This window comes from Aeromonas sp. TECH754, from assembly GCF_056279295.1.
On the sequence record NZ_JBWBRA010000001.1, the window covers coordinates 3959333 to 3984410 of the forward strand.

Here is a 25078-nt window from a genome sequence, read left to right on the forward strand (position 1 = left end):
AATGGTGGGTCTTGAATGGTGCCCAGTGTGGCTGCGAAAGGGATTGTCGGAGTGGGGAAAAAAGAGGGCGAAACGGGCGTGAGGCGCCCGTTCAGGCTTCCAGCAGGCGGGTGGCCCAGCCCATCTTCTGCTGACGCTCCACCTCGAGCCGCAGTTCGCTGGCGCGCAGATAGTGCTCATCCAGCCAGCCCTTTGGCAGGGTCAGGGTCAGCGCATCCTCATCGGCCTGCAGCATGAACTTGGGCACAGTGCCCTGGGTGCGGCGCATGCAGAGAATGAGCGAGATGCGCAGGATGCGGGCCAGCCGGATCGCCTGGCGCGCGGTGACGGCCCCCTGCTTCTCCAGGGTGTCCAGCTTGAATTCGTCCCGCTGGTTGAACAGCAGGGACGACAACAGTTTCTTCTGCGCCGGGGTAAAGCCCGGCATGTCGATGTTGTCGATGATGTAGGCCGCGTGTTGCGGGGCCTTCTTGTATTCGATGCAGAGCCCGATCTCGTGCAGCAGGGCGGCGTAGCGCAGGATCGGTCGCCCGTAGCGCTTGGAGAGGCGCCAGGCCGGTTGCAGCTGGGTAAACGCCTCGACGGCGGTGTCGCGCACCCGCTCGGCGTGCTCCTTGTCCAGCTGATAGCGGCTGATCAGACTGTCGGCGGTTCTGTCCCGGGCATCGCAGTCGTGATTGTTGCCGAGCAGGCCGTAGATCAGCCCCTCGCGCAGGGCGCCGCCGGCGAGGGTCATGCTCTCGACCCCCAGGGTCTCAAAGATGGCGATCAGGATGGCGAGGCCGGAGGGGAATACGGTCAGCCGCTCGGCCGCCAGCCCTTCCAGCTGCAGCCTGTCCAGCTTGCCGCAGGCGATGGCCTGACCCATCAGCTCCTGCAATTTCGGCAGGGTGACCCGCTCGCTTTTGCCTTGCGCCAGCATGATCTCCTGCAGCGCCTGGACGGTGCCGGAGGCGCCGACACAGGTACGCCAGCCAAGCAGGCGGTAATCTTCCGCCACTTTCTCCAGCACCGCCTTGGCTGCATCGATGGCCTGCTGGAAGCGGGCCTCGCTCAGCTCGCCGTCACCGAAGTGGTTGTTGAGCCAGGTGACGCAGCCCATGTGCAGGCTGTTGAGCAGCTTGGCCTCGCTGTGCTCGCCGATCACCAGCTCGGTGCTGGCACCGCCGATGTCGATCACCAGTCGATTGCCTTCCCCGGCAGAGGTCCAGGAGACCCCCTCGTAGATGGTCTTGGCCTCTTCCTCGCCCGAGATGATCTCGATGCTGTGGTTGAGTACCCGTTCCGCTTCGCTCAGGAACTCATCGACGTTGGTGGCAAGCCGCAGGGTCGCGGTGCCCACCACCCGGATGTTGTCGGACGGGATGTCCTGCAACTGCTCGGAGAACAGGCGCAGGCAGTCCCAGCCCCGCTCCATGGCGGCGCGGCTGAGACGAAACTCGGGGTCGAGACCGGCGGCGAGGCGCACTTTGCGCTTGACCTTGGTAACGGTGCGCAGGGCACCGGCGACCTCGCGCACCACCAGCATATGGAAGCTGTTGGAGCCGAGGTCGATGGCGGCATAGAGCGGCGAGTTGTGCAACTGGGCCAGTCCTGTCAGCTCTTGCGGGGCGGGCGGCGGCGGTTGTTGCTGTTGCCAGCACCCTGGCGATCCCGCATGTTGCGGTTCACCGGCTGGCGGTTGCGGAACACCCGTTTCGGGGCGGTCACGTCATCCAGCAGCGCTTCGCGATCATACTTGCTGACCGGAATGGAGTGATGGATGTACTCCTCGATGGCCGGCAGGTTGAAGGCATAATCTTCACAGGCCAGGCTGATGGAGTGACCGCTCTTGCCGGCACGACCGGTACGACCGATACGGTGTACATAGTCTTCGGCATCGTCGGGCAGGTCGTAGTTGAAGACGTGGGTCACGTCCGGGATGTGCAGACCGCGGGCGGCCACATCGGTGGCGACCAGGATGTCCAGAGTGCCCTTGGTGAACTCTTCCAGGATCTTCATCCGCTTCTTCTGCGGCACGTCACCGGTCAGCAGACCGACGCGGTGGCCGTCGTTCTCCAGCCACGCGTGCACATCTTCACAGACATGCTTGGTGTTGGCGAAGACGATGGCTTTTTCCGGCCACTCTTCTTCCATCAGGGAGAGCAGCAGCAGCATCTTGTCTTCGTTGGAGGGATAGAACAGCTCCTCCTTGATGCGCACGCCAGTCATCTGTTCCGGCTCGACTTGCACGTGTTCCGGGTGGTTCATGTGCTCGTAGGCCAGCTCCTGCACCCGCAGGGAGAGGGTGGCGGAGAACAGCATGCTCAGACGCTCGGTGGCGGGCGGCATGCGGCGGAACAGGAAGCGGATGTCCTTGATGAAGCCGAGATCGAACATCCGATCCGCTTCGTCCAGCACCACGACCTGGATGCTGCCGAGATCGATGACCTTGGACTTGAAGTAGTCGATGATGCGGCCGGTGGTACCGATCAGGATGTCGACACCCTGTTCCAGCACGGCCAGCTGCTTGTCGTAGCCTTCGCCGCCATAGGCGAGACCGAGCTTCAGACCGGTGGAGGCAGCCATGCCTTCCGCATCGTTGTAGATCTGCACCGCCAGTTCCCGGGTCGGGGCCAGGATGATGGCGCGCGGCTGATTGATCTGGCGCGGTTGGGTCAGCGGGTGCGTCAGCAAATAGTTGAAGGTCGCGGCCAGGAAGGCAAGGGTCTTGCCTGTCCCCGTCTGGGCCTGACCGGCGAGGTCATGGCCTTCTACCAGCAGCGGCAGAGACAGTGCCTGGATGGGCGTGCAATAGTGAAATCCCTTTGATTCCAGACCAGCCAGAACTTCGGGTTCGAGGCCCATTTGGGCGAATTTTTCGGTCGTTAAGTGTGTTTTGCTCATGGCGGTAGGTTATCAGGTTAGGCTTGCAATAATAAACAGGATCATTTCAAATAGGGCAACTATTGCCTTTGTTGATCCATCAATAAAGCCTTAATTACTGACTGGAGTTGGAGATGAGTGACAAGATTGTTCAGCTGAGCGATGCCAGCTTCGAGGCCGATGTAATCAAAGCCGACAGCCCCGTTCTGGTCGATTTCTGGGCTGAATGGTGCGGTCCGTGCAAGATGATTGCCCCGATCCTGAACGAAGTCGCCCAAGAGTATGCCGGTCGCGTGACCGTGGCGAAATTGAACATCGATCATAACGCCGACACTCCGCCCAAGTATGGCATTCGCGGTATTCCGACCCTCTTGCTGTTCAAGAATGGCGAAGTGGCAGCGACCAAGGTCGGTGCCCTGTCCAAGACTCAGCTGAAAGAGTTTCTGGACGGCAACCTGTAATAATCAAGAAGGAGCGCATTGCAATAATGCGCTCCTTGTGTTTTATCACCTAGACGCTCATCCCGATTGGTGCTAGTTTATCGTTCGTTTGCTAACCATTTTGCCGACTCATAGCTTTACCACAGCCTGGCAAGTCAAATCCGATTAGCATCAATCCAGCAGACTGTCTCCTCATTTCAATCCTTGCTTACAGACTCTCACCACTATGAATCTGACTGAATTAAAGAACACTCCTGTGTCCGAGCTGGTACAGCTTGGCGAATCCATGGGGTTGGAAAATCTGGCTCGGGCGCACAAGAAAGACATTATTTTCGCAATCCTCAAGGCGCACGCCAAGGGTGGCGAGGATATCTTTGGCGACGGTGTGTTGGAAATCCTGACCGATGGCTTTGGCTTCCTGCGTAGCGCAGATGGCTCTTACCTGGCCGGCCCGGACGATATCTACGTCTCCCCGAGCCAGATCCGCCGCTTCAACCTGCGTACCGGTGACACCGTCTCCGGCAAGATCCGGCCGCCGAAAGAGGGAGAGCGTTACTTCGCGCTGCTCAAGGTCAACGAGGTCAACTATGACCGCCCGGAAAACGTCCGCAACAAGATCCTGTTCGAAAACCTGACCCCCCTGCACGCCAACGAGCGTCTGCGCATGGAGCGTGGCAACGGTTCGACCGAAGACATCACTGCCCGTGTGCTGGACCTGGCGTCCCCCATCGGCAAGGGTCAGCGTGGCCTGATCGTCGCACCGCCCAAGGCCGGTAAGACCATGCTGCTGCAGAACATCGCCCAGAGCATCGCTTACAACCACCCTGACTGTGAGCTGATCGTCCTGCTGATCGACGAACGCCCGGAAGAAGTGACCGAGATGCAGCGCATGGTCAAGGGGGAAGTGATCGCCTCCACCTTCGACGAGCCGGCTTCCCGCCACGTCCAGGTCGCCGACATGGTGATCGAGAAGGCCAAGCGTCTGGTCGAGCACAAGAAGGATGTGGTCATCCTGCTGGACTCCATCACCCGTCTGGCCCGTGCCTACAACACCGTCATCCCGTCCTCCGGCAAGGTACTGACCGGTGGTGTGGATGCCAACGCCCTGCACCGTCCCAAGCGCTTCTTCGGCGCCGCCCGTAACGTTGAGGAAGGCGGCAGCCTGACCATCATCGCTACCGCGCTGGTCGACACCGGCTCCAAGATGGACGAGGTGATCTACGAAGAGTTCAAGGGTACCGGCAACATGGAACTGCACCTCTCGCGCAAGATCGCCGAGAAGCGCGTCTATCCGGCTATCGACATCACCCGCTCCGGCACCCGCAAGGAAGAACTGCTCACCGCACCGGACGAGCTGCAGAAGATGTGGATACTGCGCAAGATCATTCACCCCATGGGCGAGATCGACAGCATCGAGTTCCTGATCGACAAGCTGGCAGCCACCAAGACCAACGACGAGTTCTTCGACTCGATGAAGCGTCAGCAGAAATAACGGCATACTGGCATGACAAAACCGCGGCCCTGGTCGCGGTTTTTGTTTATCTATTTGCCGGCGAGCTGAGTAGTATGTGAGGCCTCGATGTCACAAGGAGAGGACGTCATGAAGCTGGTATTTCTCTTATGTCTCGGCTGGCTGATGGCCAGCCCGGTGCAGGCCGATTCCCCCCCGCTGCTGCGGGCGCCACTGGTGGCGGACGAGGGGTTGCAGGGGCACCTCGCTTATCTGAACAGTCGGCTGCGGCTGGGACAATTTGCCGCCATGGATTCGCTGCTCGAGACCCTGGTAGTGGGCCAGCGCGAGTACCTGCTATATCAACTGCTCGGCAGCCTCAAGTTGGCGGCTGCGCCATCCCCCGAACTGCTGGCCTGGGTACGCAACAAGGCTGCCAGGGCGCCGCAATGGCTGGTGGAAGGGGAGGTGGACGGTTTTCTGGTCCAGCTGCCCGCCTACGACTTCGCCGCCGAGGCGCGGTTGGTGCTGAGCCACTGGCAGCAGCTCGCCTGGCAGGACAACTATCGCCAACTGCTGGAGCAGGGCCGATTCGACTTCAAGCAACTCTACTACAGCCGCAACCAGGAACTGGCGCAGCAGCAGCAGGCGCTGTTGGCCGTGCTCGACGCGCAACCCGCCCCCGTGCTCAGGCGCGAGGCCAGGCAGCTGGCCTCCCTGAACCTGTTCCTGCCGGACAACCGGCTGCTGCTGCACCTCATCGAGCGTACCGGCGATCCCGCCCTCTATCAGAAACTGTGGCATCAGCCAGTGGATCACGACAGTGTGGCGGCTCTGCACACTATTACCCGCTTCTATAAAGGCCAGGAGGCGAGCGATCTGCTGATCTCCGCCAGCCGCAACGGCCGTTTGATGGTCCCCGCCCTGCACCAGCTCAGCCAGCTCTCGCCGCTGCCGGACACGGCCCAGCAATATCTGCTGGTGGAGCTCGGCAAGCATCAATATGGCGGCCTGGTGGCCGGCCTGTTGCTGCAGATGGACGAGCCCAGGCTGCTGGCCCAACTGGCCGACAGGCTCACCCGGCAGGAGTGGCGTCACGCCTCGTCCGTCATGCTGCCCGATACGGGTACACCGGATGCGCGGCCGGGGTTATAATGCGGCACCTCCTGAACCCGCTAGGGTACCTGCATGAAATACAAGGACTTGCGTGATTTCATCGCGCAGCTGGAAAAGAACGGACAGCTCAAGCGCATCAGCCGCGAGATAGACCCCTATCTGGAGATGACCGAGATCAGCGATCGCACCCTGCGTGCGGGTGGCCCGGCTCTGCTGTTCGAGAATCCCAAAGGTTACGGCATGCCGGTGTTGACCAACCTGTTCGGCACCCCGGACAGGGTCGCCATGGGCATGGGTCAGCCCAACGTCGGCGCCCTGCGCCAGGTCGGTACCTGGCTCTCCTATCTGAAGGAGCCGGAGCCGCCCCGCGGCCTCAAGGAGCTGATGGAGAAGCTGCCGATCTTCAAGCAGGTGCTCAACATGCCGACCAAGCGGCTCTCCTCCGCCCCCTGCCAGCAGATAGTGCAGGAGGGGGAGGCGGTGGATCTGGACCAGATCCCGATCCAGCATTGCTGGCCAGGGGATGTGGCGCCGCTGGTGACCTGGGGGCTGACCATCACCCGCGGTCCCTACAAGAAGCGGCAGAACCTCGGCATCTATCGTCAGCAGAAGATCGGCAAGAACAAGCTGATCATGCGCTGGCTGGATCACCGCGGCGGAGCCATCGATTTTCGCGAGTGGCAGGAGGCGCACCCGGGTGAACGTTTCCCGGTGGTGGTGGCGCTCGGCGCCGATCCTGCGACCATACTCGGCGCGGTGACGCCGGTGCCGGACAGCCTCTCCGAGTATGCCTTCGCCGGCCTGCTGCGGGGCAGCCGCACCGAGGTGGTGAAGGCCCTGAGCTGCGATCTGGAGGTGCCCGCCAGCGCCGAAATCGTGCTGGAAGGCTATCTGGAGCCGGGGGAGATGGCGCCCGAGGGTCCTTATGGCGATCACACCGGCTACTACAACGAGGTGGACGAGTTCCCGGTGTTTACCATCACTCACCTGACCATGCGCCGCGATGCCATCTATCACAGCACCTACACCGGCCGCCCACCCGATGAGCCGGCGGTGCTCGGGGTGGCGCTGAACGAGGTGTTCGTACCGCTGCTGCAGAAGCAGTTCCCCGAGATAGTGGACTTCTACCTGCCGCCGGAGGGGTGCTCCTACCGGATGGCGGTGGTGACCATCAAGAAGCGCTACCCCGGCCACGCCAAGCGGGTGATGCTGGGAGTCTGGTCCTTCCTGCGCCAGTTCATGTACACCAAGTTCGTGATCGTCTGCGACGACGACATCAACGCCCGTGACTGGAAGGACGTGATCTGGGCCATCACCACCCGAATGGACCCCGCGCGGGATACGACCCTGATCGAACACACCCCCATCGACTACCTCGACTTCGCCTCGCCGGTGTCGGGGCTCGGCTCCAAAATGGGGCTGGATGCCACCAACAAGTGGCCGGGGGAGAGCAACCGGGAGTGGGGCCAACCCATAGTCCAGGATGCCGCCGTCAGTGCGAAGATCGATGAGATCTGGGCCGAGCTGAAGATCCTCGACTGAGCCTCACTCTGTGTGCCCGCTCGTCCCGACACAAAAGATCGGTATTGGCGGGCTGAATTGGGTATGCTCGACTGACCTGACCAGCCGCTGGTCGCCAGATCACAGTGAATCAATGAGCGAAGCGGGCCGAGCGAGCCCGTCACAAGGACAAGAATGCAACGTATCAAATGCCGCGTAGAGGAACTGCGCGAATATGTCGACACCATCTGGCATGTGGCCCTGGCGCCGCAGCAAGCCATCAGCTTCAAGCCGGGCCAGTATCTGCTGGTGGTGATGAGCGACTCGGACAAGCGTCCCTTCTCCATCGCCAACTCGCCGACCCGCTCCGGTGTGCTGGAGCTGCAGATCGGGGCCACCCCGGAGAATGCCTACGCCGGCCAGGTGCTGGCCCGCATGCGCGAACAGGGCGAGATCGAGATCGAACTGGCGGCGGGCAAAGCCTTCCTGCGCGACAGCTCTCCCCGCCCGCTGATCCTGATGGCGGGGGGGACCGGCTTCTCCTACGCCCGCTCCATCTTGGAGTATCTGATCGCCAGCGACAGCAAGCGCCCGGTGTTTCTCTATTGGGGCGTGCGCCAGGCACACTGGCTCTATGAGCAGGAGCAGATGCTGCAATGGGAGCGGGACTATGCACCGCTGACCTTCGTGCCTGTGGTACAGGAGCCGGAGGCGGGCTGGACCGGCAAGACCGGGCTGGTGCACAAGGCCATCATGGATGACTTCGTCAGCCTGCACGACTACGACATCTATGTGGCGGGCCGCTTCGAGATGGCGGGTGCCGCGCGTGAAGAGTTCAAGGTGTTGGGTGCCGAGCCGGAGCGTATCTTCGGCGACGCCTATGAGTTTATCTAGGCGATAGCCGAGGTCTCTTCGCTGTTCCAGAAACAACAAACCCCAGCCTGGCTGGGGTTTGTTTTATGTGCCGTCGAGGCGAGGGGGGCGAGCCTGACGTGTGGCGAGATTACTCGCCCTTGGCAGCGAGTTGCTGTTCCAGCTTGGCCAGCTTGGCCTCGAGGGCGGTCAGCTTCTCCCGGGTGCGCAGCAGCACCTTGGTCTGCACGTCAAACTCCTCGCGGCTGACCAGATCCAGCTTGTTGAGCTGGGCCTGCAGCACCTGACGAGTCTTCTTCTCCACCTCTTCACCCATGCTGCGAATGCCGGGCGGCAGGGCGTTGTGTACCTGTTTGGCGATCTCTTCCAGTTTCTTCGGGTCGATCATGGGGTTCTCCTTAAGCAATGGGCCATTCTACCGACAAATCCCCCTCTTTGCCGAGATCGGGGTGGCTTTTTGCGTTCCCGGTCAAAACAGGCTCTGGTCGGGTCTGGCGTTGTCCCGAATGCTGTTACCCTCCGCCAGCGGGGTCAATGCCAATTCCTTGATGCTGTACACAAAAAAATCAGATCAGATGACTGACCAGATGCTTATAAATTGTTGCGTTGCTGTTAATATGGTTCGGTCGGGTTTGGACGCTACCCCGTCAGGCTCATCATGGATAACAACATAAAAGAGATAAGGATATGAAAAAAAAGCTAATTTATGCAGCGGTCCTCAGTGCGCTACTGAGCGGTTGTGGTGGCAGTGACGATAACAAAGGCGATACCTCAAGCTATCTCGATTATCTGCTGAGTGGCTCCAATGCGACCCGACCCAGCGCCCTGGCGGCTCGTGCCTCCGATGGCACCCTGAAGTTCTCCACCGAAACGGCCGATCTCTCCAATCCAGTCTCCGCCCTCTCTACTTTGGATGGCTGGTCCACGACCCAAGCCATTCAGATCGTGCCCGTGACTGCCTCCGGCATCGAGGTCAAGGCGCCAACGGCCACCGAGTTTGGTGCTGCCGTGGCCCCGCTCTATCTGTTGGAGCTGGAGTTCGACAGCGTTGCCCTGCGCCCGAGTGGCGTGAAGAAGGTACTGGCCTACGGGACTGACTTCGTGGTCGCCGGATCGGCTGGCAAGCTGAACCTGGTGCCGCTCAAGCCGCTCAATCCCTCTTCCTATTACATGATAGTGGCCACCGACTCGCTCAAAGACAGCAGCGGCAACCCGCTCAAGCCGGGTAGCGACTACAGCAACTACAAGAGCAACACCGGCAGCAATGCGCAGGAGCAGACCATCAACGGCCTGATCACCCTGCAAGAAGGGCTGTTCAAGGCGGCCACCGGCATCACCAGCGACCACGTGATCTTCTCCGACTGGTTCGGTACCCAGTCCGGTGCCGATGTGCTGGTGGCGGTGAAAGGCGCCGCGGCTTCCGTGCTCAAGAGCCCGACTCTGGACGCGGCGGCACTGTGGAAAGAAGATGCCCTTGGCAACACCAGCCTGCCGGGCACCTACACCCTGGCGGTCACCGGCAACAATGCCTTCCTGACCCAGCTGGATGCCGAACAGTTCCTGCCGCAAGAGCAGAAAGATGCGATTGCCACCGCCTTTGGCACCGGTACCCCGCTCAACGGTCTGGCGCAGCTCACCAAGGTTTACAGCGGCACCGTCAAGCTGCCCTACTTCCTCTCCTCACCGGCCACCGCCGGTTCCTGGGACAAGGCCAAGACCCAGTCCTGGCACGGTGCCATCCCCAGCCTGTATGCCATCGCCAATGCCCTGAAAGCCTCGGACAGCGAGGTGATCGGCGGTCTGGTGGGCGCCGGTGTGGATCCGGCCCTGCTGGGGGCGCTGATCGCCGATCCGAGCCGTCAGGCCGAGCTGCTGGCGGAGGCGAGCAAGCTGATTGGGGTGACCCTCACCTCAGGCGGCAAGCCGCTGGATGCGGAGCAGAACATAGGCCGCTTCAACCCGCTGCCGATGCTGGAAGAGGTGCAGTCCGTGCCGATGCGCGTCTTCGCCAAGGATGACCTCAACACCATCACCGATGTGATCATCTATCAGCACGGCGTCACCTCGGTGAAGGAGAATGCCTACGCCTTGGCCTTGGGCCAGATTGCGGCCGGTGCCCAGGCGGGCAAGAAGGTGGCGATCGTGGTGATCGATCATCCTCTGCACGGTGAGCGTGGCTTCGCCCTGAGCGGCAGCATGGCGACCGTGACCACCTCCGACAACCCGACTCCCTATCTGAACCTGAGCTACCTGACGGTGGCACGGGACAACCTGAAACAGAGCGTGGCGGATCTGCTGGGCCTGCGCCTGGCGGTCGGTCTGGCCAATGCCAAGGGTGCCATCGGCACGGCGGGCAGTCTGAAGGTGCACTTCCTGGGTCACTCCCTGGGGGCCATCTCGGGTGCCAACCTGCTGGCGGTCGCCAACCAGTCCATCGGCAATGCGCAGGCGGATGCCCTGTTCAAGTTCGACACCGGTGGCCTGGCCATGCCGGGTGGCGGCATAGCGCCGCTGCTGCTGAACTCGCCGACCTTCGGCCCGACCATCAAGATGGGCGTGCTGACCGGCGGCAGCGCCGAGCTGAAGGCGGCCTTCACGGCCTATGCCCCGAACTGTAAGACGGCGGTGGCGAGCTGCTTCGTCAACGAGTTCCTGCCGAGCCTGGATGCTACCGCTCAGGCGAGCGCCGCCGGTACGCTGCAGAGCTACGTCTTCGCAGCCCAGTCGGTGCTGGATTCGGCTGATCCGATCAACCTGGCGAGCGGCATCAAGGCGGACTTCCCGCTGTTTGCCACCGAGATCGTCGGTGACGGCGCCCTGAGCCTGTCGGATCAGGTGATCCCGAACAGCATCGCGAGTGCGCCGCTGGGAGGCACAGAGCCGCTGTTCCGGGTGCTGGCACTGCAGCCGCTGACGGCCAGCGGGGCAGCCAATCACCATGCGGCTCGCTTCCTGGCCGGTGGCCACAGCTCCTTGCTGGCACCGGATGAGAACTTCGATCCGACCGGCGCCGTGACCACCGAGATGCAGACCCAGTTCGGCAGCTTCTTCGCGAGCGGCGGCACCGCGGTCAAGGTGACCGATGCCACCCTGCTCAAGCAGTAAGCTAGCCGGCCATAAAACAACGCCGCCCTCGGGGCGGCGTTTTGTTTTCTAGCGTCAAGGCTGCGGCAACAGACTCAGGCGGGTTGGTGGTGGCGATCCAGCCAGCCCTGTAACAGCCCTACCAGCAGCCCCATCAAATGGGCGATGTTGGCGGTGCGGGTACCGAGCAGATCGAAGAAGCCGAGCACCAGCCAGAACAGCATGAAGCCCATCAGCGCCGGTGGCAGGCTGAGGCCGCAGGACGGCTGCAGTTTACTGCGCAGCCAGCAGTAGCCGAGCAGGGCATAGACCACCCCCGAGAGGCCGCCAAACAGCGGGCCGCTCGCGAAGAACTCCGCCACGTTGGGCAGGGCCGCCCCGACGATCAGCAGGATGAACAGCTTGCCGCTGCCGAGTCGCTGCTCGATCTGGCCGCCGAGATACCACCACCACAGCAGGTTGAACACCAGATGGAGTACCGAGAAGTGGATGAAGGCCGGGGTGATGTAGCGCCACGCCTGCCAGTCGGTGAACTGGGCCAGGGTCGGGTGGAAGGCCAGCAGATCGAAGATCGGCAGACCGATGGCGTCGAGGGCATAGATGGCCAGAGAGGCGATGATCACCACCAGGGTCAGGGGGCCCGCCTGATGGAGAAAATCGGTGACGGGATCCGTCATCCCCCTGCTGTAGTCGATGCGGGCATCGGCCCGGCCGGACTGCCAGGAGGCCTCCATGTAGCGGGGGTGGTTCGGCTCGGCCAGGAAGCGCTTCACTTCCAGCTGGGCCTGGGCAAAGCGCCGCTCATCCGCCAGCCAGACCGAGACGCCGAGCTCGGATTGGGTCAGTTCGCACGAGATGCCGAGGGTGGTGAGGTAATCCACCAGTGCCTGCGCCATGCGGGCGTTATCGAGCACCAGCAGCTGGATCATGCCGGATGAGGGGGAATTGCCTGCTCCCGTCATGCGTCGCCCGCCTGAATGGGGAACTCCCTGCGCCAGGCCTCGAAGCCGCCATCCAGGCTGTAGACCTGGTCATAGCCTTGCTGCAACAGGTACTGGGCCGCGCCCTGGCTGCTGTTGCCGTGGTAGCACATCACGATCACCGGGGTATCGAAGTCCACCTCGTTCATGAAGCGCACCAGAGTGCCATTGGTGAGATGGAAGGCGCCGACCGCATGGGCGGTCTCGAACGACTGGGGATCGCGAATGTCCACGAGGCGGGCCTCACCGGCAGCGATCTTCTGGTGGGCATCATGGGCACTGATATGGGCAAACTGGTCCACTGACATGTCCTGCGAATAGATGATTGAAGGTCAGTTTACCGCAAGCCGTGGCTGGCGCTAAGCCCGCAATGCGGACTGTCGTACGGCGGGGGCGGGATCGCAATTTCCTTCAATACCCGGCACCGCCGGCCGGCTACCGTGGGGCTCCCTAACGATGAGGAGTACCCATGGACGCGAGTCTGTTGTTATCCATGGCCGGCTTTGCCCTGGCCATGTCCATCTCTCCCGGTCCGGTCAATCTGGTCGCCCTCGGTACGGGGGCCCAGTATGGCTTCTGTGCCAGCCTGCGCCACGTGGTGGGGGCGACGCTGGGCTTCATCTTGCTGCTCCTGCTGAGGGGGCTGGGCCTTGGCGCGGTACTGTCACAGTGGCCGATGGCGGCGGGAGTCCTGCACTGGGGCGGGATCCTCTTTCTCTGTTATATGGCCTGGCAGTTGCTGATGGACGGGGGCAGGGTGGAGTGGGCCGGTGGGGCCCCGCCCGCCTTCCTGTACGGCGCCCTGATGCAGTGGCTCAACCCCAAGGCCTGGCTGGCGGCCAGCATGGGGATGGGGGCCTATGGCGGCGCCGGCAGCATGGGGCAGGTCGTCTCCTTCACCGCGCTCTATCTGGTGATCTGTCTGGGCTCCATCGCCTGCTGGGCCTATGCTGGCAGCTGTCTGCAGGGGGCCTTGCTCAAGCCCCGTCGGCTGCGCTGGTTCAACCGCGCCATGGCCCTGTTGCTGCTGCTCAGCGCCGCTTGCCTTGGGCTGGCCGAGGGCTGAGTTGCAACCGGTATTGGCCCGGGGTGGCGGCGACCCGCCGTTTGAACTGGCGCTGGAAGTGCGCCTGATCGGCAAAACCGCTCGCCAGCGCGACCTCGGCCAGGGGCTGCCCCTGCCTGAGCAGGGTGCGGGCATGGCGGATGCGTCGATCGAGCAGGTAGGCGTGGGGCGTCATGCCGTAATGGTGGCTGAAGGCGCGTACGAAGTGGGAAGGGCTGAGCCCGGCCACCGCGCTCAGCTGGGCGAGGGTAAGCGCGCTGGCACTGTCATCCTGCATCAGCTCGGCGGCTCGTTGCAGATGCAGTGGCGGGCGATCATCCCAGCTGGCGGGGGTCAGCCTGGCCAGCAGCTGGTGGCCGAACAGCTGGCAGGCTACCTCCTTGGCCAGCGGATCCCGCCCCTGCAACAGCGTGCGGTGCAGCCGCTGCAATGCCAGATAGAGCACCGGATCCCGACTTGCCGTCATGTCGAAGGGGCGAAACTCGGCGCCGAGGCCCGCCTCTTCCTGCAGGCCGTGCAGCCAGCCGGTGTCGAGGTAGAACATCAGATAGGACCAGGGCTGGTCGGCGATGGGGTTGCAGGCGTGCACCTCTTCCGGGTTCATCAGCACCAGGTGGCCGCTGCCGACCGTCTGTCTGCTGCGCTGATTGAGGTAGTGGCTGTGGCCGCCGGTGATGGCGCCGATGGAGAAGTGGGCGTGGCTGTGTTTGTCGTAGCAGACCTGGCGGCCATCCTGCACCGCCCGCGTCTCGATAAATGGCAGGGCCGGATCGCACCAGAAGTGGTGGCGATCCGGCCCTGGGTTGGTGCCGCTCATGAGGCGCCCGATGGCGCCATGTTGTCAGCCACCAAGGTAGGCTTGACGCACCGCCGGGTTTGCCAAGAGGGCGGCGCCGCTGTCTTGCAGCACCACCCTGCCGTTCTCCAGCACATAGCCCCTGTCCGCCAGCTTGAGCGCCTGGTTCGCGTTCTGCTCCACCAGGAAGATGGTCATGCCCTTCTCCCGCAGCTGCAAGATGGTGTCGAAGATCTGCTGGATGATGATGGGGGCCAGCCCCAGGGAGGGTTCATCCAGCAACAGCAGGCGCGGCTTGCTCATCAGGGCGCGGCCGATGGCCAGCATCTGTTGCTCGCCGCCGGACATGGTGCCGGCGCGCTGCTCGAGTCGCTCGTGCAGGCGCGGGAACATGGTGAACACCTGATCCAGCAACCCGTGTTGCTCCTCCTTGTCGACGAAGAAGGCTCCCATCAGCAGGTTCTCCTCCACCGTCAGGCGGGCGAAGATGCGGCGCCCCTCCGGCACCACGGCGATGTCCTTGCGCATGATGCGGGCTGTGGTGAGGGAGCTTATCTGCTCCCCCTCGAACCAGATGCTGCCGCTGCTGGGCTTGGGCTCGCCACAGAGCGTCATCAGCAGTGTGGTCTTGCCGGCGCCGTTGGCGCCGATCAGGGTGACTATCTCCCCCTCTTTTACTTCGACGCTGACGTCGTGCAGCGCCTGGATCTTGCCGTAGTGGGTCGATACGTTGCGAAGTTCTAACATCTTTTTGTCCTTACGACTCGCCCAGATAGGCCTTGATCACGGCCGGGTTGTTGCGGATCTCGTCTGGCTTGCCATGGGCCAGCGGCGTGCCCTGATTGACCACGAAGATGCGGTTGGAGATCTCCATCACCAGCTTCATGTCGTGCTCTATCAGCAGGACGGAGACACCGAACTCGTCTCGCAGGCTGGTGATGAGCTCATTGAGCTCGTCGGTCTCGTGGGGGTTGAGGCCGGCGGCCGGTTCATCCAGCATCAGTAGATCGGGTTTGGTCGCCATGCAGCGGGCGATCTCGAGCCGACGCTGCTGGCCATAGGCCAGGTTGCCGGCGGCGCGGTTGGCGAGATCCTTGAGACCCACCTTCTCCAGCCAGAACGCGGACTGCTCCAGCCCCTCTTTCTCGGCGCGACGGAAGGAGGGAGTCTTGAACAGGCCGGCGACGAAGCCGGTGTTCAGGTGCCTGTGCTGGGCAACCAGCAGATTTTCTACTGCCGTCATCTCCTTGAACAGACGGACGTGCTGGAAGGTGCGCACTATGCCCTTGCGGGCGATGAGGTGGCCGGGCAGGCCCTGGATCTCCTCCCCACGATAGCGGATGGTGCCGCCAGTCGGGCGGTAGAAGCCGGTCAGGCAGTTGAAGATGGTGGTCTTGCCGGCGCCGTTGGGGCCTATGATGGAGATCACCTCCCCCTTGTCCACGTCCAGCTTGACGCCGTTGACCGCAAGCAAGCCGCCGAAACGCATCGACAAATCAGAAACTTCTAACAACGTCTGATTGCTCATTTTTGTAGCTCCAGGCTCTGATGGGTGCGGCTCATCGGCGGCGCAGAGACTTCCAGTAAGGTCATGTTGCTCATTTGCGTAGCTCCAGGTGAGGGCGGCTCATCGGCAGCAGGCCCTGGGGTCGCCAGATCATCATGAACACCATCAGCAGGCCGAACATCAGCATGCGGTACTCGTTGAACTCACGGGCCAGCTCCGGCAACACCGTCATCACGATGGCGGCCAGCACCACCCCGATCTGGGAGCCCATGCCGCCCAGCACCACAATCGCAAGGACGATGGCCGACTCGATGAAGACGAAGGACTCCGGGCTGATGAAGCCCTGGCGCGAGGCGAAGAAGCTGCCGGCGAAACCCGCGAAGCAGGCGCCTATGGTGAAGGCGGTCAGCTTGATGATGGTGGGGTTGAGGCCCAGTGACTTGCAGGCGATCTCGTCTTCCCGCAGCGCTTCCCAGGCCCGGCCCAGCGGCATGCGCAGCAGGCGGTTGATGACGAACAGGGTGGCGATGACCAGCACCAGCGCCATCAGGTAGAGGAAGATCACCTTGTGGTTGGCGTTGTAGGTGATGCCGAAGAAGTCGTGGAAGGTGCCAAAGCCCCCGTCCTTGACGGTGCGGTTGAATTCAAGCCCGGCCAGGGTCGGCTTGGGAATGCCGGAGATGCCGTTCGGGCCGCCGGTGAGGCTGGTCATGTTGTTGAGCAGGATGCGGATGATCTCGCCAAAGCCCAGGGTGACGATGGCCAAGTAGTCCCCTCGCAGCCGCAGCACCGGGAAGCCGAGCAGGAAGCCGAAGGTGGCCGCCGTCAGGCCGGCGATGGGCAGGCACTCCCAGAAGCTCAGGCCGAAGTAGGTATTGAGCAGGGCGTAGCTGTAGGCACCGACCGCGTAGAAGCCGACGTAGCCGAGATCCAGCAGACCGGCCAGACCCACCACCACGTTCAGACCCAGCCCCAGCATGATGTAGATCAGCGCCAGGGTGGCGAGATCGATGGCACCGCGCGAGGCCATGAAGGGCCAGCTCACCGCGAACAGCAGCACCAGCACGGCGGTGAGGTTATAGAGCTTGGGGGCCTCCTCGGGGCTCGGCAGTACCAGCTTGGTGAAACCGACGGAGAAGCCGCTGATGGAGGCCTGGAACAGCCTGGATATCTGGCCGCGCAGCATCTGGAACCAGAAGACGATGGTGGCGCCCCCCAGCAGCCAGGCGAGGGACACATCGAGCCGGCTCACCACCAGCAGGCGGTTGCCGTCGGTCTCGAGCTTGAAGCCGAGCAGCCAGAAGGAGAGCACCAGCAGCATCAGGCTGGCGATGCAGGCATGGATAAATTGGCGTTTCATACTTTTTCGACCTCCGGGCGACCCAGAATGCCGGTCGGCATGAATAACAACACCGCGATCAGCAGGGCAAAGGCCATCACGTCCTTGTACTCGGTGCTGAGGTAACCGGCGGTGAGCGCCTCCACCACGCCGAGCAGCAGGCCACCGATGACGGCGCCAGGAATGCTGCCGATGCCGCCCAATACCGCGGCGGTGAAGGCCTTCAGCCCGGCCATGAAGCCGAGATAGGGGTTGATGACGCCGTAATACATGCCGAGCAACACCCCGGCCACGGCGGCCAGTGCGGCCCCCAGCACGAAGGTGATGGAGATGACCACGTGGGTATCTATCCCCAGCAGGTTGGCCATCTTGATGTCTTCCGAGCAGGCGCGGCAGGCGCGGCCCATGCGGGAGCGGCCGATGAACTGGGTCAGCGCCAGCATGGTGATGAAGGTCACCACGAAGATGATGAGCTGCATGTAGGAGAGGCTGGCCTGGAAGCCGTCCTCGGCCCCGAAGTTCCAGCCGCCCGAGATCAGGGTGGGCATGGCGATATCGCGCGAGCCCTGGGCCATCCGCATCATGTTTTGCAGGAAGATCGACATGCCGATGGCGGAGATGAGGGGGATGAGGCGATTGCCGCCCCGCAGCGGACGATAGGCGACCCGCTCTATGGTCCAGCCATAGCTGCCGGTGATGATGATACTGACCAGGAAGGCGCCGCCCAGCAGCAATACCGTGCTGTCGATGCCCATCATGGCGAGCCCTGCCATCACCATGAAGGCGACATAGGAGCCGATCATGTAGACCTCGCCGTGGGCGAAGTTGATCATGCCGATGATGCCGTAAACCATGGTGTAGCCGATGGCGATTAACGCATAGGTGCTACCAATGGTTAATCCGTTCAGCAACTGCTGAACCAGATAAAGAAGGTGTTCGGACATACTGCGTTCCCTGTACTTGCCCGCAAAGAAAGGAGGGGCGACTCACGTCGCCCCAACCGGCAGATTATTTGAGTTGAGTGGAGGTACCGTCGGCGTGCCACTGGAACACACCGAACTCGAAGCCCTTCAGGTCACCGTTCGGTGCCCAGGTCAGGGGACCCATGACGGTGTCGATCGGTGCGGCCTTGATGGCGGCAGCCACGGCAGCAGGATCATCTTCACCCGCCTTGGCGATACCGGCAGCCAGGGTTTGCACCGCGGCATAGGTAGTCCAGACGAAGGGGCCCGAGGAGTCCTGACCCTTGGCCTTGAACGCTTCGACGATGGAGGCGTTGGCAGGCAGCAGGTCATATTTGTTCGGCAGGGTGACCAGCAGGCCTTCGGAAGCCGGGCCGCCGATGGCGGAGATGTCCTTGTTACCCACGCCTTCCGGACCCATGAACTTGGCCTTCAGACCCTTCTCGCCCGCCTGGCGCAGGATCAGACCCAGCTCCGGGTGGTAGCCGCCGTAGTAAACGAAGTCCACGTTCTCTTTCTGCAGCTTGGCGATCAGGGCGGAGAAGTCCTTGTCGCCGGCGGTGATGCCTTCAAACGCCACCACCTTCACGCCCGCCTTGTCCAGGGCCGCCTTGACGCTGGAGGCGATGCCTTCACCGTACTGTTTCTTGTCGTGGATGACGGCCACGCGCTGGGGTTTGACCTGCTCGATGATGTATTTGGCGGCGGTCGGGCCCTGGTCGCTGTCCAGGCCGATGGTGCGCATGGTCAGCTGATAGCCACGCTCGGTGATCTTGGGGTTGGTGGAGGCCGGGGTGATCATCAGCACGCCTTCATCTTCATAGATGTCGGAGGCGGGCAGGGTGTTGTCGGAACAGAGGTGGCCGACCACGAACTTGACGCCGTCGTTGATCACCTTGTTGGCGATGGCCACGGCTTGCTTGGGATCGCAGGCGTCGTCATAGATGACGGCTTCGATCTGCTTGCCCTTGATGCCGCCCGCCTTGTTGATCTGCTCGACCGCCATCTTGCCGCCGGTGAACTGCATGTCACCGTACTGGGCAACCGGGCCGGTCAGCGGGCCGGCGATGCCGATCTTGATGGTATCGGCCGCGTTGGCCATGGAAACCGATCCAAACAGAGCCAAAGAAACCGCTGCTCTGATTGCCAATTTGCTCAAGTTATGCATTGATTCGTCCCTTAATCAGTGAAATGTTTCGTTTTTTGCGCATCATTCCGAGCCTGTATCCCGTCAGCCCGGTAATAGACAAGGTTCTATCATCCCTCGCCCTGCCATGACAAGATGTTAAAGATACTAACCGGGGAGGGGGTGGTAGTGATTTTTTAGAGCTAATGCGCTGTTGGTTGTCTATTTTTGGAATTTAATATCGTCATGATGGCGTAACATACATATAACAAATTGTCATGGTGACAATTGTCAGAGTAAAAAGCTGGCGATATTTCGCTCTGCGCCTGCTCTCATTTTGACCAAAATTCGTTTGCGCAAATAGAAATGTCCGCCTAGATTAGCCAGCATTGACAATTCGCTGGCAGTGCCCGTTAAAACCAAGCCTTTATTCGGGAAATCTGCTACTGTTCCGCTTTTGATCTTCAGGAGACAGAGATGGCCACTATCAAGGATGTCGCTTCCCGTGCAGGCGTATCCATCTCCACCGTCTCACATGTACTCAATCACACCCGTCGGGTCAGCGAAGATGCGACTCAAAAAGTGCTTGAGGCGGTGGCAGAACTCAACTACGCGCCCAACTCGGTGGCGCGCAGCCTCAAGATAAATTCGACCAAGACCATCGGCATGCTGGTGACCACCAGTGCCAACCCCTTCTTCGCGGAAGTGGTGCAGGGGGTGGAAGCCTACTGCTTCGAGCAGGGCTACAGCCTGATCCTGTGCAACACCGAGAACCAGCCGCCCCGTCAGCAGCACTATCTGCGCATGCTGATGGAGAAGCGGGTGGATGGCCTGCTGGTGCTGGGGACCGACATCGACACCCCGCTGCGCGACATGCTGCGCATCCACAAGAACGTGCCACAGGTGGTGCTGGACTGGGGCACAGAGTGCGATTTCGCCAACGTGATCAACGACAACGCCCGCATAGGCGCGCGTCTGGCGGTGCGTCATCTGCTGGAGCAGGGTCATAAAGAGATCGTCTGCATCACGGGCCAGCTCTCCAAGCCGACCACTCAGCAGCGACTGGACGGGGTGCGCGATGCCCTGGGCGAACATGGCCTGACCCTGAAAGACGAGCAGATCTTCGAGGGGGACTACGAGAGCCAGAGCGGCTTCGATGCCATGCAGCGCATCCTGGCCCTGAACCCGCGCCCGACCGCGGTGTTTGCCTTCGACGATCCCATGGCGATCGGTGCCATCTGCGCCGCCTGGGAGGCCGGGGTCAAGGTGCCTGACGACATCTCCATGATCGGCTACGACGACGTGGAGATGGCGCGCTTCTCCAGCCCGCCGCTCACCACCATCCGTCATCCCAAGGCCGAGCTCGGCCTGCTGGCGGTACAGCATCTGGTGAGCCGGATCCGCAACAAGGCCCTGGAAGTCGAGTCCATGACGGTCCAGCCGGAGCTGATCGTCCGCCGCTCGGTCAAATCCCTGCGCTGACCCCTGCGCCGCTGATAGGGCGCATCCGGTGCAACGAAAAACCCCCTCCGTCAGGAGGGGGTTTTTGTTTGTGGGGGTATCGCTAGCATCGAGCCTTGAGGCCGAGCCGCCTGGCGAGCCGGTGCAGGTTGCCGCTGTCTAGCTCCAGGGCGCGGGCGGTGGCGGCCCAGTTGCCGTCATGGGTTGTCAGGGCCTGCTCTATCAGGGCGAGCTGGAAGGCGTCGGTGGCGGCCCGCAGCCCGAGCCCACCGGGCAAGGGGGCAACTGGCGCCACGCTGGGGCTGGTGGACGGGGGCAGGGGGCAGGCCGCCAGATTGAAGTGGTGACTGGCGAGAGTGGGGGCCTGGTTGCCCTGCTCGGCCCGCGCCAGCACGGCCGCTCTGTGAATGGCGTGCTCCAGCTCCCGCACGTTGCCCGGCCAGTCATGGCGGCCGAGCTGTTGCAACGCCTGGGGCTGGATGCGCAGTTGCTCCAGCCCCAGGCTGACCCGGCAGCGTTCGCAAAAATAACCGGCAAGCAGCGGGATGTCGTCAGGCCGCTCCCGCAGCGCCGGGGCGTGGATCGGAAACACGCTCAAGCGGTGGTAGAGATCGGCCCGGAATTGCCCTTCGACCACCGCCTGCTTCAGATCCCGGTTGGTGGCGGCCAGGATGCGCACGTTCACCTTGAGCGGGGTGTCGTCACCGATCCGCTGCAGATCGCCGTATTGCAGCACCCGCAGCAGCTTGGCCTGCAGTGGCAGCGAGAGCTCGCCGATCTCGTCCAGAAACAGGGTGCCCTTGTCCGCCAGCTCGAACTTGCCCGCCCTGTTGTGGATGGCGCCGGTGAAGGCCCCCTTCACGTGACCGAACAGCTCGCTTTCGGCCACCGATTCCGGCAGGGCGGCGCAGTTGAGGTAGACCAGCGGCGCGCTGGCGCGCGGCGAGCCCTGATGCACCGCCTTGGCGACCAGTTCCTTGCCGACCCCCGTCTCCCCCAGGATCAGCACGTTCAACTCGGAGCTGGCGACCACCGCTATCTCGTGGCGCAACTGAACCATGGCGGGGGAGTGGCCGATCATCTCCGGCTGGCCCGGCCCTGCCTGGGCGCCGGGGGCGAGCGGCTCGCTGCTCTGGCGGGCGAGCCGCTCCAGCAGCAGGGCGTTGCTGAGGGCGGCGGCGGCCAGGGCCCCCACCAGCCGCAGCTCCTCGTCGCTGATGCCGTCGAACTGGGTCGGATTCATGCCGTCTATGGTCAGGGCGCCGATCAGCGCCTGATCCGCGAACAGCGGCAGGCCGACGCAGGCGTGCACCCTGAAGTCGTCGTGATCCGGGATCAGGCCGTCATAGGGGTCGGGCAGGTTGCTGTCGGCAGGGAAGCGCACCACGTCGCCGGCCCGGGCGATGGCCTCCATGCGCGGGTGATCCTTGAGCGCGAAGCGGCGGCCCAGCACGTCCTGCATCAGGCCGTCGATGGCGAGCGGGATGAACTGGCCCCCCTCGTAGCGCAGCAGGGCCGAGGCGTCCGAGTGCAGCAGACTGCGCACGCTCTGGATCAGGCGGTGAAAGCGGTCCTGATGGGAGATGCCGAGTTGCAGGTCGAGGGCGATGCGCGCCAGGCTGTCGGTCGAGATCACGATTATTGTCCAAATGACAGTGTGTTTGTGATTTTGACTATAAAGAATGGCTGTCTAAATGACAATAATGGATGTTGTTGTCAAGTAAAAACAATGAGTTACAAGTTGGCACGTCAACTGCAATAGCTGGTTCAGTCGCACATTCGCTATTGTATTCTGAGGAACCACTTGATGAGCATCCACGTTAAAAACAACATTCACTGGGTCGGCCAACGGGACTGGGAAGTACGTGACTTTCACGGCACCGAGTACAAGACCCACAAGGGCACCAGCTACAACAGCTACCTCATCCGCGAAGGGAAGAACGTGCTGATCGACACCGTCGATCACAAGTTCAGCCGGGAGTTCGTGCAAAACCTGGCGGTCGAGATCGATCTCAGCCTCATCGACTTCGTGGTGATCAACCACGCCGAGGAGGATCACGCCGGCGCCCTGACCGAGCTGATGGCCCGCATCCCCGGCACCCCCATCTACTGCACCCACAACGCCATCGACTCCATCACCGGCCATCACCACCACCCGGAGTGGAACTTCCACCCGGTCAAGACAGGGGACAGCCTGGACATCGGCAACGGCAAGCAACTGGTGTTTATCGAGACCCCCATGCTGCACTGGCCCGACAGCATGATGACCTACATGACCGAGGATGCGGTGCTCTTCTCCAACGACGCCTTCGGTCAGCACTACTGCGACGAGCACCTGTTTAACGACGAGGTGGATCAGACCGAGCTGATGGAGCAGTGCCAGCGCTACTACGCCAACATCCTCACCCCCTTCAGCCCGCTGGTGACCGCCAAGATCAAGGAAGTGCTGGGCTTCAACCTGCCGGTGAGCATGGTGGCCACCTCCCACGGCATCGTCTGGCGCGAGGATCCCACCCAGATCATCCTCAAATACCTGGAGTGGGCGGATCAGTATCAGGAAGATCGCATCACCCTGTTCTACGACTCCATGTCCAACAACACCCGCATGATGGCCGATGCCATCGCCCAGGGTATCCACGAGGTGGACCCGGGCGTGGCGGTGAAGATCTTCAACGTGGCCCGCCACGACAAGAACGAGATCCTGACCCAGGTGTTCCGCTCCAAGGGGATACTGGTGGGCTCCTCCACCATGAACAACGTCATGATGCCCAAGGTGGCGGGCATGCTCGAGGAGATCACCGGCCTGCGGTTCCGTAACAAGCGCGCCTCGGCCTTCGGCAGCTACGGCTGGACCGGCGGCGCGGTGGACCGCATCCAGACCCGGCTGATGGACGCGGGCTTCGACATCAGCCTCTCCCTCAAGACCAAGTGGCGACCCGACGGCTCGGCGCTGGCCGAATGCCGTGAACATGGCCGCCAGATTGCCCGCCAGTGGGCGTTGCACCCCCTCGATGCACCGCGCTCGATCACCACAACAGCGGCAGCCGTGACCGCGCCCGTAGTGGCCCCGGCACCGGTCATCGCCACTCCGGCTAACAGTGCGCTGGACGATGACCAGAGCATGCTCTGCGTGGTATGCCAGTGGATCTACGACCCGGCACTGGGCGAGCCGGATCAGCTGGTGGCGCCGGGGACGAGCTGGGCCCAGGTGCCGGACAGCTTCCTCTGCCCCGGCTGCGGCATCGGCAAGGAGGTGTTCGAACCCTGCGCGGTGGAGGCTTGCGTATGAATGCAGCCATGAGCCCCATCCAGCACAGCGATGAGATCGTGGTGATCGGCAGCGGCTTCGCCGCCCAGCAACTGATCAAGACCCTGCGCAAGCTGGATGCAACACAACCGATCCGACTCATCACCGCCGACGGGGGTGACGAGTACAACAAGCCGGATTTGAGCCATGTGGTGAGCCGGGATTGCGACGCTGCCGCCATGACCCGGCTCTCCGGGGCCGAATTTGCCGAGCAGCAACGCATCGCGCTGCTGCCCCATTGCCCGGTGCTCGGTATCGATCCGGCGAGCCGCCATGTGCTGACAGCTCAGGGCTCCTTCCCCTACGGCAGGCTGGTGCTGGCCACCGGCGCCAGCGCGGCCCGTCCGCCCGTTCCGGGTGCGGAGCGGCTGGTGACTCTCAACAGCCAGCAGGAGTATGCCGCCGTCGAGACGCAGATCCGGCAGGCTAGCCGCATCATGGTGCTGGGGGCGGGGCTCATCGGCTGCGAGCTGGCGATGGACATGGCGAGCGCCGGGAAAGAGGTGACGCTGGTGGATTTGGCAGGCAGCCCCCTCGGCGCCCTGCTGCCGGCGGCCTTGAGCCAGCCATTGCAGCAGGCGCTGCGTGAGCAGGGAGTGAACTTGCAGCTGGGACAGGGTATTGCCGGTTTAGGCCCGCAGGATCCGGATCGTCCAAGCGATGGCTTGCTGGTTACCCTCAGCGACGGCCGCATCAGTGAGCAGGATCTGGTGATCGCCGCGATTGGGCTACGGCCAAATCTGAGCCTGGCCCAGGCCGCGGGTCTGGCGGTCGGGCGCGGCATCCGGGTTGATGACTGCCTGCAGACCAGCGATCCCCATATCTTCGCGCTGGGGGATTGTGTCGAGTGGCGGGGACAGCTGCTGCCCTTCCTGCAACCCATAGTGCTGGGGGCCAACGCGCTGGCCAAGACCCTGCTGGGCACGCCGACCCCGCTGGCCCTGCCGCCGATGCTGGTGAAGGTGAAGACACCGCTGTACCCGCTGCAGCTGGCGGGCCGTACCCGGGGTGAGGATCTGGCCTGGCAGTGCCGCTGGAACCGCCACGGCATGGTGGCCGAGGCGCGGGGCGAAGATGGCGAGCTGTGCGGCTTCGTGGTGGGGGGCGATCAGATGAGTGCCGCCTTCCCGCTGCTGCGCCAGCTGCCCCGTTGATGTGTGTCATTGATTGAGGCCGGGACGACCCGGCCCTGTGAGGAGAATACTG

At 62.7% G+C, this 25078-nt stretch carries 22 protein-coding genes; 10 read left to right on the forward strand and 12 right to left on the reverse strand.

From position 1 onward, the window contains the following. Window positions 1-91 precede the first annotated feature (91 nt). Both gppA and rhlB read right to left on the reverse strand, forming a co-directional pair. Window positions 92-1582 (reverse strand): guanosine-5'-triphosphate,3'-diphosphate diphosphatase, encoded by a 1491-nt coding sequence (gene gppA, locus ACZ9IL_RS18095; RefSeq protein WP_476004714.1) that lies wholly within the window; start codon window positions 1580-1582, stop codon window positions 92-94. Window positions 1583-1596: 14 nt separating this feature from the next. Beyond that, entirely contained in the window at window positions 1597-2886 is a 1290-nt protein-coding gene (rhlB, locus tag ACZ9IL_RS18100) for an ATP-dependent RNA helicase RhlB (RefSeq protein WP_476004715.1), read from the reverse strand. A gap of 113 nt (window positions 2887-2999) precedes the next feature. Here rhlB and trxA point away from each other — a divergent pair, with 113 nt between their 5' ends. From trxA to fre, 5 genes are all read left to right on the forward strand, one after another. Beyond that, window positions 3000-3326: a thioredoxin TrxA gene (gene trxA / locus ACZ9IL_RS18105; RefSeq protein ID WP_025328829.1), complete on the forward strand. Its 327-nt coding sequence runs from the start codon at window positions 3000-3002 to the stop codon at window positions 3324-3326. 205 nt (window positions 3327-3531) lie between these two features. Further along, window positions 3532-4797 (forward strand): transcription termination factor Rho, encoded by a 1266-nt coding sequence (gene rho, locus ACZ9IL_RS18110; RefSeq protein ID WP_476004716.1) that lies wholly within the window; start codon window positions 3532-3534, stop codon window positions 4795-4797. Between the two features lie 108 nt (window positions 4798-4905). Beyond that, on the forward strand, window positions 4906-5910 hold the full coding sequence (locus ACZ9IL_RS18115; RefSeq protein ID WP_476004717.1) for a hypothetical protein: 1005 nt from the start codon (window positions 4906-4908) through the stop codon (window positions 5908-5910). 33 nt (window positions 5911-5943) lie between these two features. Continuing rightward, a complete protein-coding gene (ubiD, locus tag ACZ9IL_RS18120; RefSeq protein WP_476004718.1) occupies window positions 5944-7413 on the forward strand; it encodes a 4-hydroxy-3-polyprenylbenzoate decarboxylase in 1470 nt (489 codons plus the stop codon). Between the two features lie 153 nt (window positions 7414-7566). Beyond that, window positions 7567-8265 (forward strand): NAD(P)H-flavin reductase, encoded by a 699-nt coding sequence (gene fre / locus ACZ9IL_RS18125; protein ID WP_476004719.1) that lies wholly within the window; start codon window positions 7567-7569, stop codon window positions 8263-8265. A gap of 109 nt (window positions 8266-8374) precedes the next feature. On the opposite strand, the gene ubiK is transcribed toward fre, so the two are convergent. Then, window positions 8375-8632, reverse strand: a complete 258-nt coding sequence (gene ubiK / locus ACZ9IL_RS18130; RefSeq protein ID WP_476004720.1) for a ubiquinone biosynthesis accessory factor UbiK — start codon at window positions 8630-8632, stop codon at window positions 8375-8377. 299 nt (window positions 8633-8931) lie between these two features. Between ubiK and ACZ9IL_RS18135 the strand changes: the two genes are divergently transcribed. Then, a complete protein-coding gene (locus ACZ9IL_RS18135; RefSeq protein ID WP_476004721.1) occupies window positions 8932-11349 on the forward strand; it encodes a VolA/Pla-1 family phospholipase in 2418 nt (805 codons plus the stop codon). A gap of 74 nt (window positions 11350-11423) precedes the next feature. Here ACZ9IL_RS18135 and glpG read toward each other — a convergent pair whose 3' ends face one another. After that, on the reverse strand, window positions 11424-12257 hold the full coding sequence (gene glpG, locus ACZ9IL_RS18140; RefSeq protein WP_476005376.1) for a rhomboid family intramembrane serine protease GlpG: 834 nt from the start codon (window positions 12255-12257) through the stop codon (window positions 11424-11426). A 29-nt stretch (window positions 12258-12286) separates the two neighbouring features. Further along, window positions 12287-12610 carry a thiosulfate sulfurtransferase GlpE gene (gene glpE / locus ACZ9IL_RS18145; protein WP_476004722.1) on the reverse strand — a complete coding sequence of 108 codons (324 nt, stop codon included), beginning with the start codon at window positions 12608-12610 and terminating at the stop codon, window positions 12287-12289. Window positions 12611-12777: 167 nt separating this feature from the next. Between glpE and ACZ9IL_RS18150 the strand changes: the two genes are divergently transcribed. After that, window positions 12778-13374, forward strand: coding sequence for a LysE family translocator (locus ACZ9IL_RS18150; protein ID WP_476004723.1), 597 nt, complete (start codon window positions 12778-12780; stop codon window positions 13372-13374). Here ACZ9IL_RS18150 and ACZ9IL_RS18155 read toward each other — a convergent pair. From ACZ9IL_RS18155 to ACZ9IL_RS18180, 6 genes are all read right to left on the reverse strand, one after another. Continuing rightward, window positions 13340-14191, reverse strand: a complete 852-nt coding sequence (locus ACZ9IL_RS18155) for a helix-turn-helix transcriptional regulator (protein ID WP_476004724.1) — start codon at window positions 14189-14191, stop codon at window positions 13340-13342. The two genes, ACZ9IL_RS18150 and ACZ9IL_RS18155, sit on opposite strands and share 35 nt — an antisense overlap. A 24-nt stretch (window positions 14192-14215) precedes the next feature. Then, window positions 14216-14917: an ABC transporter ATP-binding protein gene (locus ACZ9IL_RS18160; protein ID WP_476004725.1), complete on the reverse strand. Its 702-nt coding sequence runs from the start codon at window positions 14915-14917 to the stop codon at window positions 14216-14218. A gap of 10 nt (window positions 14918-14927) precedes the next feature. Further along, window positions 14928-15698, reverse strand: coding sequence for a high-affinity branched-chain amino acid ABC transporter ATP-binding protein LivG (gene livG, locus ACZ9IL_RS18165; RefSeq protein ID WP_476004726.1), 771 nt, complete (start codon window positions 15696-15698; stop codon window positions 14928-14930). A 70-nt stretch (window positions 15699-15768) separates the two neighbouring features. Further along, the gene (locus ACZ9IL_RS18170) at window positions 15769-17037 is read right to left on the reverse strand and encodes a high-affinity branched-chain amino acid ABC transporter permease LivM (protein ID WP_476004727.1); all 1269 of its coding nucleotides are present in this window, start codon (window positions 17035-17037) and stop codon (window positions 15769-15771) included. Beyond that, entirely contained in the window at window positions 17034-17960 is a 927-nt protein-coding gene (gene livH, locus ACZ9IL_RS18175; protein WP_033132525.1) for a high-affinity branched-chain amino acid ABC transporter permease LivH, read from the reverse strand. Before livH ends, ACZ9IL_RS18170 begins: the two co-directional genes overlap by 4 nt. 64 nt (window positions 17961-18024) lie before the next feature. After that, window positions 18025-19146 carry a branched-chain amino acid ABC transporter substrate-binding protein gene (locus ACZ9IL_RS18180; RefSeq protein ID WP_476004728.1) on the reverse strand — a complete coding sequence of 374 codons (1122 nt, stop codon included), beginning with the start codon at window positions 19144-19146 and terminating at the stop codon, window positions 18025-18027. A 435-nt stretch (window positions 19147-19581) separates the two neighbouring features. Between ACZ9IL_RS18180 and ACZ9IL_RS18185 the strand changes: the two genes are divergently transcribed. Then, the gene (locus tag ACZ9IL_RS18185) at window positions 19582-20586 is read left to right on the forward strand and encodes a substrate-binding domain-containing protein (RefSeq protein WP_042642675.1); all 1005 of its coding nucleotides are present in this window, start codon (window positions 19582-19584) and stop codon (window positions 20584-20586) included. A gap of 82 nt (window positions 20587-20668) precedes the next feature. Here the strand turns inward: ACZ9IL_RS18185 and norR are convergent, their stop codons facing one another. Beyond that, the gene (gene norR / locus ACZ9IL_RS18190) at window positions 20669-22201 is read right to left on the reverse strand and encodes a nitric oxide reductase transcriptional regulator NorR (RefSeq protein WP_476004729.1); all 1533 of its coding nucleotides are present in this window, start codon (window positions 22199-22201) and stop codon (window positions 20669-20671) included. Window positions 22202-22372: 171 nt separating this feature from the next. Here norR and norV point away from each other — a divergent pair, with 171 nt between their 5' ends. Further along, window positions 22373-23854, forward strand: a complete 1482-nt coding sequence (gene norV / locus ACZ9IL_RS18195; protein WP_476004730.1) for an anaerobic nitric oxide reductase flavorubredoxin — start codon at window positions 22373-22375, stop codon at window positions 23852-23854. Continuing rightward, the gene (gene norW, locus ACZ9IL_RS18200) at window positions 23851-25026 is read left to right on the forward strand and encodes an NADH:flavorubredoxin reductase NorW (RefSeq protein ID WP_476004731.1); all 1176 of its coding nucleotides are present in this window, start codon (window positions 23851-23853) and stop codon (window positions 25024-25026) included. Before norV ends, norW begins: the two co-directional genes overlap by 4 nt. The last annotated feature ends 52 nt before the right edge of the window (window positions 25027-25078 follow it).